Genomic DNA, 14,737 nt, shown 5'->3' on the forward strand with positions numbered 1-14,737 from the left:
ACCCTGCTTCTGCAAAATATATTGTAGAAGCAGGGTTTTTTTACCTTAAAAAAGATATCAATTGTTCTCATATATGGGAATTGAAGGATTCTTTTGTGAAATCAAAATTAAGGGGGTAAAAAAATAAAAAATTGTCATATTGATATAGGACAACATCATAAATATATACTGTCCCAGATTACTAATTTGGATGAATTTATTCCCACTAACTCTATGATCGGGAGGGGATCACTTGGAAAAGGTAGATATTTTTAAGGATATCGCCGAGAGAACGGGCGGCGATATTTACCTGGGGGTTGTAGGTGCGGTCCGCACTGGAAAATCCACTTTTATTAAGAAATTTATGGAGCTGGTGGTTTTACCTAATATCAATAATGAGGCCGATAGAGCCAGAGCGCTTGATGAGCTGCCGCAAAGTGCAGCAGGTAAAACGATTATGACGACTGAACCCAAATTCGTGCCTAACCAGGCAGCATCTGTACATGTGGATGAAGGCCTGGATGTAAATATCAGGCTCGTAGATTGTGTTGGGTATACAGTTCCAGGAGCAAAGGGCTATGAGGATGAGAATGGACCGAGGATGATCAACACGCCTTGGTATGAGGAGCCAATCCCTTTCCATGAAGCAGCTGAAATTGGAACAAGGAAGGTTATCCAAGAACATTCCACACTTGGCGTCGTCATCACGACGGATGGGACAATTGGGGAAATCCCAAGACAAGATTACATTGAAGCAGAAGAAAGAGTGATTGAAGAACTCAAGGAAGTCGGCAAGCCGTTCATTATGGTTGTGAACAGTGCGCAGCCTTACCATCCAAACACAGAAACATTGCGTGCCCAGTTAGCGGATAAATACGATATCCCGGTACTGGCAATGAGTGTAGAAAGCATGCGTGAATCTGATGTGATGAGTGTCATGAGGGAAGCATTGTATGAATTCCCTGTGCTTGAAGTGAACGTCAACCTGCCAAGCTGGGTGATGGTCCTCAGGGAGAATCACTGGCTGCGTGAAAGCTACCAGGAAGCTGTCAAGGAGACAGTAAAGGACATTAAGAGGCTGCGCGATGTAGACAGGGTCGTCCACCAATTCAGTGACTTTGAATACATTGACAGGGCTGGCCTTGCAGGAATTGAAATGGGCCAGGGTGTGGCCGAAATCGACTTGTATGCTCCAGACGACCTTTACGACGAAATCTTGAAAGAAATCGTGGGTGTCGAGATACGAGGTAAGGATCATTTACTTGAGCTAATGCAAGAGTTCGCTTATGCAAAAACAGAGTTTGACCAAATTTCTGATGCACTTAAAATGGTTAAACAGACAGGATATGGCATTGCTTCACCTTCATTAACGGATATGAGCCTGGAAGAACCAGAAATTATCCGCCAGGGATCGCGTTTCGGAGTCCGTTTAAGGGCGGTAGCTCCATCAATCCATATGATCAAAGTGGACGTCGAATCAGAATTCTCGCCTATCATCGGCACAGAAAAACAAAGTGAAGAGCTTGTTCGCTATCTGATGCAGGATTTTGAAGATGATCCGCTTTCAATCTGGAATTCGGATATCTTTGGCAGAAGCCTGAGTTCAATCGTCAGGGAAGGAATTTCGGCTAAATTGAGCTTGATGCCTGAAAATGCACGTTATAAATTAAAAGAGACGCTGGAAAGAATCATCAACGAAGGTTCCGGTGGATTAATAGCAATCATATTATAATGGGACTCCTTTTGGGAGTCTTTTTGTTTGTCTTGCAAAAGGTTAATATCCTTACTCGATTTCTTTTTTGGGCATTATTGCTCTTCTAATATAACTTACTAGACGTGAAAATATAAGGGGATTCCTTGAAACTTGCTTTAAAATCCAGGATAAAAGACTTAAAGTTCAATATATCATGTTTGATTAGACCAGTTCCGGGTAATGAATTAGGGTCAACATATTACAAATATGTTTCAAAGAAGAAAAGATTCCCATTATTTCTTGAAATTATCTTGATAAGAGGAAAACATTATGATAATCTTTTAACAGAATTAGCGTTGCTGCTTAAAAACCCTTATATAACAGGGGTTTAAGCGATTTTAGGTTTCTTTATCCTAGTTTTTTGCAAACTTAGATAAAAAATCTATCAACAACGTATAGAATTCACATGTTTTGTTTAGAAATGTAGTTAAGATGCTTAATTTCTGAGCAATGGGATCTCTTTGGGAGGAGGTGAATGGCATGAACAAAACAGAACTTATCAATGCAGTTGCAGAAGCTAGCGAGCTTTCTAAGAAAGATGCAACAAAAGCAGTTGACGCTGTTTTTGATTCAATCTTAAATGCATTAAAAGATGGGGACAAAGTACAATTAATCGGTTTTGGTAACTTCGAAGTTCGTGAGCGCGCAGCCCGTAAAGGCCGCAACCCACAAACTGGTGATGAAATCGAAATCTCTGCAAGCAAGGTGCCTGCTTTCAAACCAGGTAAAGCACTTAAGGATGCAGTGAAATAATTACATACGACGCACTGAGCGTATGCTAAACCCTAAAGGCCGCGACCTATTCGCGGTCTTTTTTCTTTGAAGTTGAATATTAAGTTTTGCCTGCCGAGAATTGGTTATGCTAAGATGAAAATATTATAATCTAATAGTTGTGTAACTATGCAGGATTATGATGAGATTGATGGATCATAGGAGGAAACGCAGATGACAAACGTCAATCGTGCCCAGATCGAAGAAGCGGTACGTTTAATATTAGAAGCAGTCGGTGAAGATCCTAACAGGGAAGGCTTGCTGGATACTCCCAAGCGGGTCGCAAAGATGTACGAAGAAGTTTTCTCAGGGTTGAATCAAGATCCGAAAGAATATTTTGAAACGATTTTTGGCGAAGACCACGAGGAGCTGGTTTTGGTCAAAGATATCCCTTTCTATTCTATGTGTGAACATCATCTAGTACCTTTCTTTGGCAAGGCGCATGTCGCTTACATTCCACGAGGCGGCAAGGTGACAGGGCTCAGCAAGCTTGCTAGAGCGGTAGAAGCAGTGGCTAAAAGGCCTCAGCTGCAAGAAAGAATCACATCCACTATCGCGAATTCCATCATGGAAAAGCTGGATCCCCATGGTGTCATGGTAGTCGTAGAAGCTGAGCATATGTGCATGACGATGAGAGGGGTCAAAAAACCCGGCTCAAAGACAGTTACATCTGCAGTAAGAGGAACCCTAGCTGAGGATGTAAATGCTAGAGCAGAGATTCTCTCATTGATTAAAGATTAAAGAGCTTTGATAACACGATCTTAAAAAGCACATTCAAAGATGTCGAAGGCTGAAAGTATTTCTTTTAGCCTTTTGCTATATTATAAATAAACTAAGACAACGTGCGTGCCCAATACGTCATATTCTTTCCTGTTAGGGGGATAATAATGGATAAGAAACAAAGCGTTAATACGGACTATGTAGTAATCAAGGCCATTGAGGATGGTGTGAATGTAATTGGTCTTACAAGAGGGACTGATACGCGATTCCATCATTCAGAAAAGCTTGACCAGGGTGAAGTGATGATTGCGCAATTTACAGAACACACTTCGGCCATCAAAATCAGAGGTCATGCAAAAATATTCACGCCTTTCGGTGAAATAGTAAGTGAGAAAAAGTAAATTAGTCCAAAACCAACTATTTTGTTACAAAACCATGCTCAGTTCTTCGTAAAAAGTACTTAATTTAGAATATCACGTTCATGTTTTTACTATTTGTGATATAATTGTCACTGCCTTGGAATGTTCGGTACAATTGCAAAAATAGTTATTTAGGCGCTTTTTTTATGTCTGTAAATATAGGCCGGCTATTTGTAAATCGCAGGCTTTCAAAATAAAACAATTTATGCTCGTCGCCGGCAATCCAACATAAATAAGGGGAACAAGGGTGATTTATTTGCTAGATTTACAAAACAAATTAGACGGCACCAGAGAGCTTCTTCTCGAAAAACTTTCACATCCTTATTTGCTGGAGCATGTAGAATCTCCTTTTATCGATGATGACCGGCTCTTGTTGCTCACCTCATTGATGGAACAGAAGGAAGTCAATCAGGAGAGAGCGAAGAACTATACAGTGACCACAATGCTCCTGCAAATTGCCCTTGATACCCATGAGCAGGTCCATAACTCACAACCAGGTGAAGAGGATAAAAGCCATAAGCGCCGCCAGCTGACGGTTCTCGCCGGGATTTATTTCAGCGGCCTATATTACAAGCTGCTGGCTGATGTGGATGATATAGAAATGATCAAGCTTTTGGCTTCTGGTGTAAAAGAAGTCAATGAACAGAAAATTTTGTTGTATCAAAAAGAAGCCGAAGCAATCGATAAATTAATGGAAAGTGTAAAATTAATTGAATCGACTCTTTTAGGCAAGGTCGCTGATCATTTTGATGCAGCTGAATGGTTTGAATTCGCTTCAAATTGGCTTTTTGTCAAAAGGCTCCTATCCGAAGAAACAAGGTTCATTAATTCCGGCGGTTCACTGGTTTTCAATGCGCTGAAAAAGATTGCTCTGCCAAAAATGGACCAGAGTTCAACAGAACTTTCTTCAGAACAGCAAAAATACCTTTTAACAATTTGCACACGCTATATTGAATTTTCAATGACAAAGATCAATGCAGCGTTAAAGAAGCTGCCAGGGATGAACAACTTGCTGATGGAACGGTTAGACCTGATTGCAGGGCAGCATCAGACCATGTCTAAAAAATTCGCGGAAGAAGGGTAATGCAATGCAGCAATCGAAAGAACAACGTGTTCATGGAGTCTTTGAAAAAATCTATGAGAATTACGATCAAATGAATTCTGTCATCAGTTTTCAACAGCATGTTAAATGGCGCAATGACACAATGAAAAAGATGAACGTCCAAAAGGGTTCCAAAGCCCTGGATGTTTGCTGCGGTACCGCTGATTGGACGATTGCGCTTGCGGAAGCTGCCGGAAAAGATGGCGAAGTGGTTGGACTTGATTTTAGCCAAAATATGCTCAAAATAGGCGAGGAGAAATTACAGGCCCGCAACTTGGACCAGGCAACTCTAATCCACGGTAATGCAATGGAACTCCCATTTGAGGATAATAGCTTTGATTATGTAACGATTGGCTTTGGTTTAAGAAATGTTCCTGATTACAATCAGGTGCTGCGTGAAATGCATAGAGTTCTTAAACCGGGCGGGATGGCAGTATGCCTCGAAACGTCCCAGCCTACAATGCCAGGCTTTAAGCAAGCCTACCGTGTATATTTCAGGTTTGTGATGCCGATGTTCGGCAAACTGTTTGCTAAGAGCTATGATGAGTATTCCTGGCTCCAGGAATCCGCAAAAGACTTTCCTGGTATGAAGGAACTTGCCCAAATGTTTACGGACGCAGGATTCGTCAATGTTGAATATAAGCCATATAGCGGCGGGGTAGCAGCCGTGCATATCGGCCGGAAATAGATAGAGTGCATATGCTAACCAGAATGCGCCTGGCATTTCCAAAAGAAAATGAAGCGGTTTTCTAGGTTGGAGGGTACCCGAGGCTGAAACTGGTTCAATTTCCCGGCTAAAACACATTGCTTGTAGATATAAAATATACCATGGCTGCCCTTTTCTTTTTCGCTCGGCAAGGAAGGTCAGCCTGTTTTAGTTTAAGGTTATCTCTTGCAGGGACAAACACGAAAGTAACAAATTTACTAACAGATACTTCATAAAAGAAACTCCTTATTGCATTGAGGCGGCGAGGGACAAGCTGAAGTTGCATCAATGGATATTGAGGATGTAAAAGCTGGGTGGATTAATATGAAAATGAAGTTACTATATACATATTTGAATTCTGATTTGACATTGATAGAAAGAGAACTGGAAGAAGCGATCGAGGCAGATTCACAGCTTCTTAGACAGGCAAGTCTGCACCTGCTGAAAGCTGGCGGGAAACGGATCAGGCCCGTTTTTGTGCTCCTTGGCGGAAAATTCGGTGATTATGACATCAATACGATTAAAGATGTAGCAGTCTCCCTGGAACTAATCCATATGGCCTCCCTGGTTCATGATGATGTGATCGACGATGCTGAATTGCGTCGGGGGCAAGCGACAATCAAAGCTAAATGGGATAACAAGATTGCGATGTACACTGGAGATTATATTTTTGCCAGAGCGTTGGAGCTTATGACGGACATTAATAATCCGACTGCACACCAGATTCTCTCTGATACAATAGTCGAACTAAGTGTTGGTGAAATTGAGCAGATAAAAGATAAATACAATTTCGACCAAAATCTGCGTAATTATTTACTGCGGATCAAACGGAAGACAGCTCTTTTAATTGCCGCGAGTTGTCAGCTGGGTGCCGTGGTATCAGGAGTTCCTGAGCAGGACCATCGTAAATTGTATAAGTTTGGCTACTATGTCGGCATGTCCTTCCAGATTACGGATGACGTTCTTGATTTCACGGGGACAGAAAAAGAACTTGGGAAGCCGGCTGGTGGGGATCTTCTGCAAGGCAACGTAACGCTTCCAGTACTGTATGCAATGCAGGATGAATCGATTAAGAGCCGAATCCAGGCTGTCCATGAAGGCATGGCAAGAGAAGAGCTTAATGAAATCCTTAAGCTTGTACAGGATTCAGGAGCGATTGAAAAATCATTGGCAATCAGTGACCGTTACCTGGATAAAGCACTTGAAGTCCTTGAAGAGCTTCCATCTAATAAGGCAAAGAAGTCATTGCGTGATATCGCTAAACTCATTGGCAAACGCAAGTATTAGCAAGTTGCGAATTTTTCAAAAAAATGATACTATTTCTAAGGATTGCTTTTGTAAGCGGTTCACATACATATATGAATTAGGAGTGGAACTCATGGAAAAGACTTATTTGATGGTGAAACCTGATGGAGTACAGCGTAACCTGATCGGTGAAGTTGTAGCTCGTTTTGAAAAGAAAGGCTTCCAGCTAGTTGGAGCAAAACTTATGAACATCCCTAGAGAGCTTGCTGAAGAGCATTACGGCGAACATAAAGAACGCCCATTCTTCGGTGAATTAGTAGACTTCATCACTTCAGGCCCAGTATTTGCTATGGTATGGCAGGGAGAGAACGTAATTTCTACTGCACGCCAGATGATGGGTGCAACTAACCCTAAGGATGCAGCTCCTGGAACAATCCGCGGAGACTTCGGCGTAACTGTAGGCAAGAACGTCATTCACGGATCTGATTCATCAGAAAGCGCAGAGCGTGAAATTGGACTATTCTTCAAGCAAGAAGAACTGGCTGAATACAGCAAATTGGTTAATGAGTGGGTATACTAAAATAATCCCCGGACACTTGTAAATTGCAAGTGTCCTTTTTCTTTTTACGGGATCTTTTGCTCCTTGTTTGAAACAGACCGGTTTAATATAAAAAATATCTCACTCTATATCATTTTTTTCGATATAATAAAAATGTCCAACTTTTTCTAGTACCGAGAAGGAGCAAAATGATGCCGCAAGACTATGAACAATTTATTTCGAATATCTACCAGAAGACTGGTATAAACCTTGCTCTATACAAAGAAGCGCAAATGAAAAGAAGGTTGACTTCACTCTATCAAAAGAAAGGCTACTCATCTTTCAAGGAGTTTTTTCAGGCTCTGGACAAAGACAAGCAGCTTATGAACGAATTTTTGGACCGCATGACCATCAATGTATCCGAGTTTTTTAGAAACGCAAAAAGATGGGAAGTACTTGATCAATCAATCATTCCAGAGTTGTTAAGCAAAAATACAACACTGAAAACCTGGAGTGCAGCCTGTTCAACTGGGGAGGAGCCATATACATTATCGATGGTGCTTTCAAAACATATGCCCTTATCGAAGATACAAATCCTGGCTACCGACATTGATGAAAATGTCTTGGCAAAAGCCAAGCGCGGGGTATATTCTGAAAGGTCATTGAATGAAGCACCACAGGAAATGGTTAAAAAGTTCTTTCAGCAGGATGGTTCTTACTATACTGTTGGGGATGAAATCAAGAAGACTGTTACCTTTAAAAAACAAAATTTGCTCGCCGACCATTACGGAGGACCATTTGACTTAATTGTCTGCCGCAACGTCCTCATTTATTTTACCGAGGAGGCCAAGGAAAGCATTTATCAAAAATTCAGTGCAGCATTAAGGCCAGGTGGGTTTTTATTTGTCGGAAGCACTGAACAAATCTTCAACCCTGGCACCTATAACTTTGAAACAGCAGATACTTTCTTTTACAGAAAGAAATAATAGGAGGAGCCGGGTACCCGAGCTCCTTCTTGTTTTGCCATTTTATCGGCCTCACGGCAAAATGTCCTTGGAATTCCGACTGGCAGATTAGAGAGAGATTGTTTTTGCGAGTCGATGGGCTTCATGATAAAATGGCTTCATTCTTTAAAAGGAAGAATACATATTTCGAAATTTTTAATTTATTTATTTTCACCTGTATGATATAGTAAAACAAATCCTTTAGCGAGTTGAAGGGAGAAAGTATATGAGATATTTAACGGCTGGAGAATCACATGGACCACAGCTAACAACCATTATTGAGGGGATGCCAGCAGGCGTGCCGATTATAGCAGAAGATATAAATAAAGAGCTTGCGCGCAGGCAGAAAGGCTATGGACGCGGAAGAAGGATGCAGATTGAAAAGGATCAGGTGCAGATTACATCAGGGATTCGGCATGGATATACATTAGGCTCGCCGATTGCGCTGGTTGTAGAAAATAACGATTGGAAGCATTGGACCGGGATTATGGGCCAGGAACCGCTCGATGATCTATCCTCTGATGAAGTGAAGAGGAAGATTTCACGTCCTCGTCCTGGTCATGCAGACCTAAATGGTGCGATTAAATATGGACATCGTGATATGAGGAATGTTCTTGAACGTTCGTCTGCAAGGGAAACGACTGTCAGGGTTGCAGCAGGCGCAGCGGCAAAAAAACTTCTGTCCCTGCTTGGAATCGAATTGGTGGCTCATGTTGTCGAAATAGGCGGTGTTGCAGCTGAAAAACAGGATTTCGCTACACTGGAACAGCTTAAAGAAGTAACGGAAGCTTCTCCAGTCAGATGCTTCGACCCAGATGCAGGAACTAAAATGATGGCTGCGATTGATGAAGCTAAACAAAATGGAGACTCCATTGGCGGGGTCGTCGAGGTAATTGCCGAGGGCATGCCGGCTGGAGTTGGCAGCTATGTTCATTACGACCGCAAGCTTGATGGTAAACTTGCTGCGGCCATCATGAGCATCAATGCATTCAAAGGTGTTGAAATCGGGATCGGTTTTGAAGCGGCCAGAAAGCCTGGCAGCCAGGTGCATGATGAAATAGCATGGGAAGAGGGAAGAGGATACTACCGGAAAACGAACCGGCTTGGAGGTCTGGAAGGTGGAATGACAACGGGTATGCCAATCGTTGTCCGAGGTGTCATGAAACCAATCCCGACTCTTTACAAACCGTTGATGAGTGTTGATATTGACTCCAAAGAACCTTTTGCAGCGAGTATTGAACGTTCTGATGCCTGTGCGGTACCTGCAGCTGCGGTGGTTGCGGAAAGTGTTGTTGCCTGGGAGTTAGCTTCGGCAATCGTTGATCAATTCTATGCTGATCGATTTGAAACACTGAAAGCATCCGTCGACGAGCAGAGAAGGACTGCGAGGGAGTTTTAAGATGCAGCAAGTGGAAATCCATACAAGCACCAAAACCTATCCTGTATATATTGGAAAGGGTGCTATTCAACAATTACGGGAAATTATTCATGGTACGGAAGACCACTATACTTCGATCATGGTCATTACTGATGAAACAGTCGCCAAACAACATTTGCAAACATTTAGAGAGCGAATCGGGCTGGAAAGAGTTTTCGAAAAGATCGTTCCGTCAGGAGAAAAAGCGAAGACCTTCGATGTTTACCATGATTGTCTTACCTCAGCGCTTGAATATAAACTTGATCGAAAGTCGCTGATCCTCTCTTTTGGTGGCGGGGCAGTGGGAGACTTAGCAGGTTTTGTTGCCGCGACTTATATGAGGGGGATCCGTTTCATTCAAATCCCTACCACTATTCTTGCCCATGATAGTGCGGTGGGGGGCAAGGTAGCAATCAACCATCCATTAGGCAAGAATATGGTTGGGGCATTCCATCAGCCTGAGGCAGTCGTTTATGATTTGGAATACCTGAAGACACTCCCTGAAAAAGAATTGCGTTCCGGCTTTGCAGAGGTCATAAAACATTCATTGATAAGCGATGAAAACTTCTATTGCTGGCTTATGGAAGAGATCCAGTCATTGAATGAAATGACTGATCCTCAGATGCTTGAGTTTTTGACAAGAGGCGTGCAAATCAAAGGGGCCATTGTTGCGGAGGACGAGAAGGAAAACGGCGTCCGCGCGTTTTTGAACTTTGGGCATACTCTTGGTCACGCTATTGAAGCAGAGGCTGGTTATGGCAAGGTGACCCATGGGGAAGCTGTTGCAATAGGAATGTTGTTTTCGCTAAAGTTAAGCACACAATTGCTTGGACTTGATTTTAATATAAAGGAAATCAAGAACTGGCTCAAAGGTCTTGGATATAAAACGTCCATTCCATCCGGTATTTCTAATGAGAGGCTGCTGGAAAGGATGAAACAGGATAAGAAAACTATTAATGGTTCAATTCGGTTTGTTTTACTTGAGAAAGTCGGACTTCCTGCTCTCAAGGAAGTGGAGGAAGCAGTATTGCTGATGAACCTGAAGAATTTTGCGGAAGAGGGGGAGTTTGATGATTAGGGGTGTAAGGGGAGCCATTACAGTAAATGACAATGATGAACAAGACATCATTGCTGCCACTGAAAGACTTTTAAACGAAGCAGTATCCTCCAATGATATTACGCCAAATGTGGTTGCTTCCATTTTCATTTCTGCTACTGATGATGTTGATGCAGCCTTCCCGGCAAGGGCATTGCGAAATTTACCTGGCTGGACCTATGTTCCGGTCATGTGCATGCAAGAATTATCTGTCCCCGGCTCGCTGCAGAAATGCATCAGAATCATGATCCATTTCAACACTGGAAAATCACAGGAAGAGATCAAACATGTATACCTTGAAGGAGCTGCTGGACTTAGACCGGATTTATAAAACTTTTAGTCTTTTTCTGCTGGGCCAAAAAGTGTATGATAGATACATGTTCTTTAATACTTTAATTAGATAGTGAGTTAAAGAGTAGAATAGTCGAGGTGGATAAGATGAGATGGAAAGAGCAGCTTCTAAAGCTAAAACCGTACCAGCCTGGAAAATCAATCAGTGAAGTGAAAAGGCAGTATGGTTTAACAGAGATTGTTAAACTGGCATCAAATGAGAATCCATTTGGTTCTTCAGAAAAAGTGAAAAATGTTATTGCGAACTATGCTGGAAAATTTTCAATGTATCCTGATGGATATGCAACCGAACTTCGCACTCATTTAGCAAACCATTTAGGTGTTAATGAAGGGCAGGTCATTCTAGGAAATGGATCGGATGAAATTATCCAGATGATTGCCCGTGCGCTTCTTAAACCCGGGTCAAAAACCGTGATGGCTGCTCCCACATTTCCTCAATATAAACATAATGGCATTATTGAGGGCTGTGAAATAACGGAAATCCCCTTAGTTGATGGTGCCCATGATCTGGATGGGATGGCGGCGGCCATAGACGAACGGACATCGGTTGTCTGGTTATGTTCTCCGAATAATCCAACAGGGTTGTATATCACTGAAGAAGAATTGACAGCATTTATGGCAAGGGTGCCAAGCGATGTGCTCGTCGTTCTGGATGAAGCTTACTATGAATATGTGACCGCCGAAGATTATCTTGATTCATTGCGGTTGCTTGATCAATATAAGAATTTAATCATTCTGAGAACTTTTTCAAAAATATACGGTCTAGCCAGCTTCAGAGTTGGATATGGAATTGCACATGAGGAAGCTATTACAGCACTTGAGCCAGTCAGGGAGCCATTTAATGTTAACTCCTTGGCACAAGCCGCGGCAATAGCAGCGGTCATGGACCAGGAATTTGTGGATGTATGCAAAAAGGAAAACAGAGCTGGTTTAGAGCAGTTTTACCAATTTTGTGATACTGCAGGTTTGACTTATTATCCGTCACAGGGAAACTTCATCTTGATCGATTTCAAAAAGGACGGTCAGGAGGTATTCCAATTCTTGCTTGAAAGAGGATATATTGTGCGTTCAGGTACAGCACTTGGATTTCCGACATGTGTTAGGATTACAATTGGCTCAAAAGAACAGAATCAAGGTTTAATAGAGATCATCAAAGAATATTTGAGTGTGGATACGGTACTAAATAAATAAGGGTGTGGACGGTATGGAAGGCCGCGTATTGATCATTGGGCTTGGTTTGATTGGCGGCTCTCTGGCAATGTGTATAAAAGAGGAGCATCCGAAGGCAGAACTTATCGGCTTTGATGCTGACGTAAATCAATTGGACATCGCCTCGATGCTCGGAGTCATTGACCGTGCAGCAGGCAGTATTGAAAGAGAAGCTCCCATGGCAGACTTAATCATTATTGCGACTCCAGTGCAGACTACTGGAAGCATTATTGAGTGTTTGGCAGGATTGAAGCTGAAAAAAGAAGTCCTCGTAACCGACACTGGCAGCACGAAGTCATATATTTCGAAGAAGGCAACTTGCCTGAGTGAAAAGGGAATAAACTTCATAGGAGGCCATCCCATGGCTGGTTCTCACAAAAGCGGTGTGGCCGCAGCCAAGAAAATCCTCTTTGAAAATGCATTCTATCTTCTTACACCTGAGACTGCGGTGAGACGTGAGACGGTAGATCGATTGAAAAAATGGCTTTCTGGCACACGAGCAAAGTTTCTCGATGTATCACCTGAAGAGCATGATTTTCTTACAGGAGTGGTCAGCCATTTCCCTCACATCATAGCTGCTTCCCTCGTCCACCAAGCGTCAAAGGCGGATGAGGGAAATCCGCTCATTAATCGTCTGGCTGCCGGCGGGTTCAGGGATATAACACGAATCGCTTCAAGCAATCCGCGGATGTGGAGGGACATTCTTCTCCAGAACCGGGAAGTCCTCATATCTTTATTGTCCGACTGGCAGGATGAAATGGGACGGGTAAAAGAATTATTGGTTACCAATGATCGAGAGAGCATTTTTGACTTCTTTGATTCAGCCAAAAAGTTCCGGGATGGTCTGCCTGTGAGTGATAAAGGGGCAATTCCCAGCTTTTATGATTTGTTTGTAGATGTTCCTGACTATCCAGGTGTGATTTCTGAAATCACCGGATATCTAGCAGTTGAAGATATCAGTATAACGAATATAAGAATCATTGAAACTCGTGAAGACATCTACGGCGTATTGGTGATCAGTTTCCAAACGCCCGATGACCGTGCGAGAGCAAGAGAATGTATTGGAAAAAACACAGACTATGAAATGTCTGTTGCAGAGTAGACTTAAGGAGCCGAATTATGTCAGTTAAAACTCTTTTAACAAATAGGACCTCTTTGGAGGGGCAGGTTAAAGTACCTGGGGATAAATCTATCTCACATAGAGCAGTCATGTTCGGGTCACTAGCCGACGGAATCACAAGGATTGAAAACTTCCTGCCCGGAGAAGATTGTTTAAGCACTATTTCCTGCTTCCGGCAGCTCGGTGTTGAAATTGTCCGTAACGGAAGCGATGTGACGGTTATAGGAAAAGGTACGTCTGGGTTGAGCAAGCCTGAGGCAACGCTGTACGTCGGCAATTCCGGGACAACCATACGGCTGATGATGGGAATCCTTTCTGGCTTGTCATTTAGTTCCACTCTTGAGGGGGATGAATCGATTGCCAGAAGGCCGATGACCAGAGTGACCCTTCCACTCGCTAAAATGGGAGCGAGGATTACGGGCAGGAATAATGGAGAATTCACCCCACTGACAGTGGAAGGCCAAAAATTAACCGGGATTACATATGAACTGCCGATAGCAAGTGCGCAGGTGAAGTCGGCGATCCTGCTTGCAGGACTTCAGGCTGAAGGTGAGACTGTAGTTGTTGAGCCAGTGAAAACAAGGGACCATACAGAACGGATGATCAAGCAATTTGGCGGACAAGTCGAACGCAAGGAGGATGCCGTAAAGGTAACAGGCGGACAAATGCTTAAGGGCACGGAGATAAAGGTTCCAGGTGACATTTCCTCTGCAGCCTTTTTTCTAGTCGCGGGAGCGGTTGTTCCAGGCAGTGACCTCATTCTGCGAAATGTTGGGCTAAATCCAACAAGAACAGGAATAATCGATGTGCTAAAATCGATGGGAGCTGATTTCTCAATTGATCCCTATGAGGATGAATCAGCTGAACCAGCTGGAGATATAAGGATCAAATATTCAAAATTGAAAGGTACAATCATTGAAGGCGACCTGATTCCCCGCTTAATTGATGAAATCCCGGTCATTGCCCTGCTGGCAACTCAGGCCGAAGGAAAAACGGTCATTAAGGATGCAGGCGAATTGAAAGTAAAGGAAACAAACCGGATTGATACAGTAGTCAATGAACTGAAAAAAATTGGGGTAGACATAGAAGCTACAGAGGATGGCATGATCATACAAGGTCAACAAAGCCTTGACGGAGGTACTGTGTCTGCACACGGGGATCATCGGATTGGGATGATGCTGTCGATCGCCGCCCTTCTATGTAAAAGGGATGTCATACTTGAGCAAAGTGAAGCGGTCGCCGTTTCTTACCCGGGCTTTTTTGATGATTTGTATTCCTTGTTGGGAAAATAGCATAGTCTTGTTTTG

The 14,737-nt window shown here is 42.8% G+C and carries 16 protein-coding genes; all 16 read left to right on the forward strand.

Annotated elements, in window-relative coordinates; all coding sequences use genetic code 11:
- The first annotated feature begins 232 nt into the window (after window positions 1–232).
- The 16 genes from spoIVA (at window position 233) to aroA (ending at window position 14,722) form a co-directional block, all read left to right on the forward strand.
- Window positions 233–1,711: a stage IV sporulation protein A gene (gene spoIVA, locus AB5I83_RS02495; protein WP_167831374.1), complete on the forward strand. Its 1,479-nt coding sequence runs from the start codon at window positions 233–235 to the stop codon at window positions 1,709–1,711.
- A 125-nt stretch (window positions 1,712–1,836) separates the two neighbouring features.
- Window positions 1,837–2,064: a hypothetical protein gene (locus AB5I83_RS02500; RefSeq protein WP_448972581.1), complete on the forward strand. Its 228-nt coding sequence runs from the start codon at window positions 1,837–1,839 to the stop codon at window positions 2,062–2,064.
- A gap of 148 nt (window positions 2,065–2,212) precedes the next feature.
- A complete protein-coding gene (locus tag AB5I83_RS02505; RefSeq protein WP_023627533.1) occupies window positions 2,213–2,485 on the forward strand; it encodes an HU family DNA-binding protein in 273 nt (90 codons plus the stop codon).
- Window positions 2,486–2,677: 192 nt separating this feature from the next.
- Window positions 2,678–3,244 (forward strand): GTP cyclohydrolase I FolE, encoded by a 567-nt coding sequence (gene folE, locus AB5I83_RS02510; protein ID WP_167831373.1) that lies wholly within the window; start codon window positions 2,678–2,680, stop codon window positions 3,242–3,244.
- A 146-nt stretch (window positions 3,245–3,390) separates the two neighbouring features.
- A complete protein-coding gene (mtrB, locus tag AB5I83_RS02515; RefSeq protein WP_448972584.1) occupies window positions 3,391–3,624 on the forward strand; it encodes a trp RNA-binding attenuation protein MtrB in 234 nt (77 codons plus the stop codon).
- A 265-nt stretch (window positions 3,625–3,889) separates the two neighbouring features.
- Window positions 3,890–4,726 (forward strand): heptaprenyl diphosphate synthase component 1, encoded by an 837-nt coding sequence (locus AB5I83_RS02520; RefSeq protein WP_226085242.1) that lies wholly within the window; start codon window positions 3,890–3,892, stop codon window positions 4,724–4,726.
- 4 nt (window positions 4,727–4,730) lie between these two features.
- Window positions 4,731–5,432, forward strand: coding sequence for a demethylmenaquinone methyltransferase (locus AB5I83_RS02525; protein ID WP_448972586.1), 702 nt, complete (start codon window positions 4,731–4,733; stop codon window positions 5,430–5,432).
- A gap of 342 nt (window positions 5,433–5,774) precedes the next feature.
- The gene (gene hepT, locus AB5I83_RS02530) at window positions 5,775–6,737 is read left to right on the forward strand and encodes a heptaprenyl diphosphate synthase component II (protein WP_448972588.1); all 963 of its coding nucleotides are present in this window, start codon (window positions 5,775–5,777) and stop codon (window positions 6,735–6,737) included.
- Window positions 6,738–6,828: 91 nt separating this feature from the next.
- Window positions 6,829–7,275, forward strand: a complete 447-nt coding sequence (gene ndk, locus AB5I83_RS02535) for a nucleoside-diphosphate kinase (RefSeq protein ID WP_448972590.1) — start codon at window positions 6,829–6,831, stop codon at window positions 7,273–7,275.
- 170 nt (window positions 7,276–7,445) lie between these two features.
- Window positions 7,446–8,219: a CheR family methyltransferase gene (locus AB5I83_RS02540; protein WP_448973875.1), complete on the forward strand. Its 774-nt coding sequence runs from the start codon at window positions 7,446–7,448 to the stop codon at window positions 8,217–8,219.
- A 244-nt stretch (window positions 8,220–8,463) separates the two neighbouring features.
- Window positions 8,464–9,636 (forward strand): chorismate synthase, encoded by a 1,173-nt coding sequence (gene aroC / locus AB5I83_RS02545; protein ID WP_167831368.1) that lies wholly within the window; start codon window positions 8,464–8,466, stop codon window positions 9,634–9,636.
- 1 nt (window position 9,637) lies between these two features.
- The gene (aroB, locus tag AB5I83_RS02550; RefSeq protein ID WP_448972592.1) at window positions 9,638–10,732 is read left to right on the forward strand and encodes a 3-dehydroquinate synthase; all 1,095 of its coding nucleotides are present in this window, start codon (window positions 9,638–9,640) and stop codon (window positions 10,730–10,732) included.
- A complete protein-coding gene (gene aroH, locus AB5I83_RS02555; protein WP_448972594.1) occupies window positions 10,725–11,081 on the forward strand; it encodes a chorismate mutase in 357 nt (118 codons plus the stop codon). The genes aroB and aroH overlap by 8 nt, the downstream gene beginning before the upstream one ends.
- Window positions 11,082–11,188: 107 nt before the next feature.
- Entirely contained in the window at window positions 11,189–12,292 is a 1,104-nt protein-coding gene (gene hisC / locus AB5I83_RS02560; protein WP_448972596.1) for a histidinol-phosphate transaminase, read from the forward strand.
- A 13-nt stretch (window positions 12,293–12,305) separates the two neighbouring features.
- Window positions 12,306–13,412, forward strand: coding sequence for a prephenate dehydrogenase (locus AB5I83_RS02565; RefSeq protein ID WP_448972598.1), 1,107 nt, complete (start codon window positions 12,306–12,308; stop codon window positions 13,410–13,412).
- Window positions 13,413–13,429: 17 nt separating this feature from the next.
- Entirely contained in the window at window positions 13,430–14,722 is a 1,293-nt protein-coding gene (aroA, locus tag AB5I83_RS02570) for a 3-phosphoshikimate 1-carboxyvinyltransferase (protein WP_448972600.1), read from the forward strand.
- Window positions 14,723–14,737 lie beyond the last annotated feature (15 nt).

This window comes from Mesobacillus sp. LC4 (assembly GCF_053543455.1).

Excerpts from the sequence above, each read along its gene's own strand:
- ndk (WP_448972590.1), top strand. The coding sequence starts at position 6,829 with ATGGAAAAGACTTATTTGATGGTGAAACCTGATGGAGTACAGCGTAAC.
- AB5I83_RS02525 (WP_448972586.1), top strand. The coding sequence starts at position 4,731 with ATGCAGCAATCGAAAGAACAACGTGTTCATGGAGTCTTTGAAAAAATC.
- hisC (WP_448972596.1), top strand. The coding sequence starts at position 11,189 with ATGAGATGGAAAGAGCAGCTTCTAAAGCTAAAACCGTACCAGCCTGGA.
- AB5I83_RS02565 (WP_448972598.1), top strand. The coding sequence starts at position 12,306 with ATGGAAGGCCGCGTATTGATCATTGGGCTTGGTTTGATTGGCGGCTCT.
- aroC (WP_167831368.1), top strand. The coding sequence starts at position 8,464 with ATGAGATATTTAACGGCTGGAGAATCACATGGACCACAGCTAACAACC.
- AB5I83_RS02505 (WP_023627533.1), top strand. The coding sequence starts at position 2,213 with ATGAACAAAACAGAACTTATCAATGCAGTTGCAGAAGCTAGCGAGCTT.
- mtrB (WP_448972584.1), top strand. The coding sequence starts at position 3,391 with ATGGATAAGAAACAAAGCGTTAATACGGACTATGTAGTAATCAAGGCC.
- aroB (WP_448972592.1), top strand. The coding sequence starts at position 9,638 with ATGCAGCAAGTGGAAATCCATACAAGCACCAAAACCTATCCTGTATAT.
- aroH (WP_448972594.1), top strand. The coding sequence starts at position 10,725 with ATGATTAGGGGTGTAAGGGGAGCCATTACAGTAAATGACAATGATGAA.
- aroA (WP_448972600.1), top strand. The coding sequence starts at position 13,430 with ATGTCAGTTAAAACTCTTTTAACAAATAGGACCTCTTTGGAGGGGCAG.
- folE (WP_167831373.1), top strand. The coding sequence starts at position 2,678 with ATGACAAACGTCAATCGTGCCCAGATCGAAGAAGCGGTACGTTTAATA.
- hepT (WP_448972588.1), top strand. The coding sequence starts at position 5,775 with ATGAAAATGAAGTTACTATATACATATTTGAATTCTGATTTGACATTG.
- AB5I83_RS02540 (WP_448973875.1), top strand. The coding sequence starts at position 7,446 with ATGCCGCAAGACTATGAACAATTTATTTCGAATATCTACCAGAAGACT.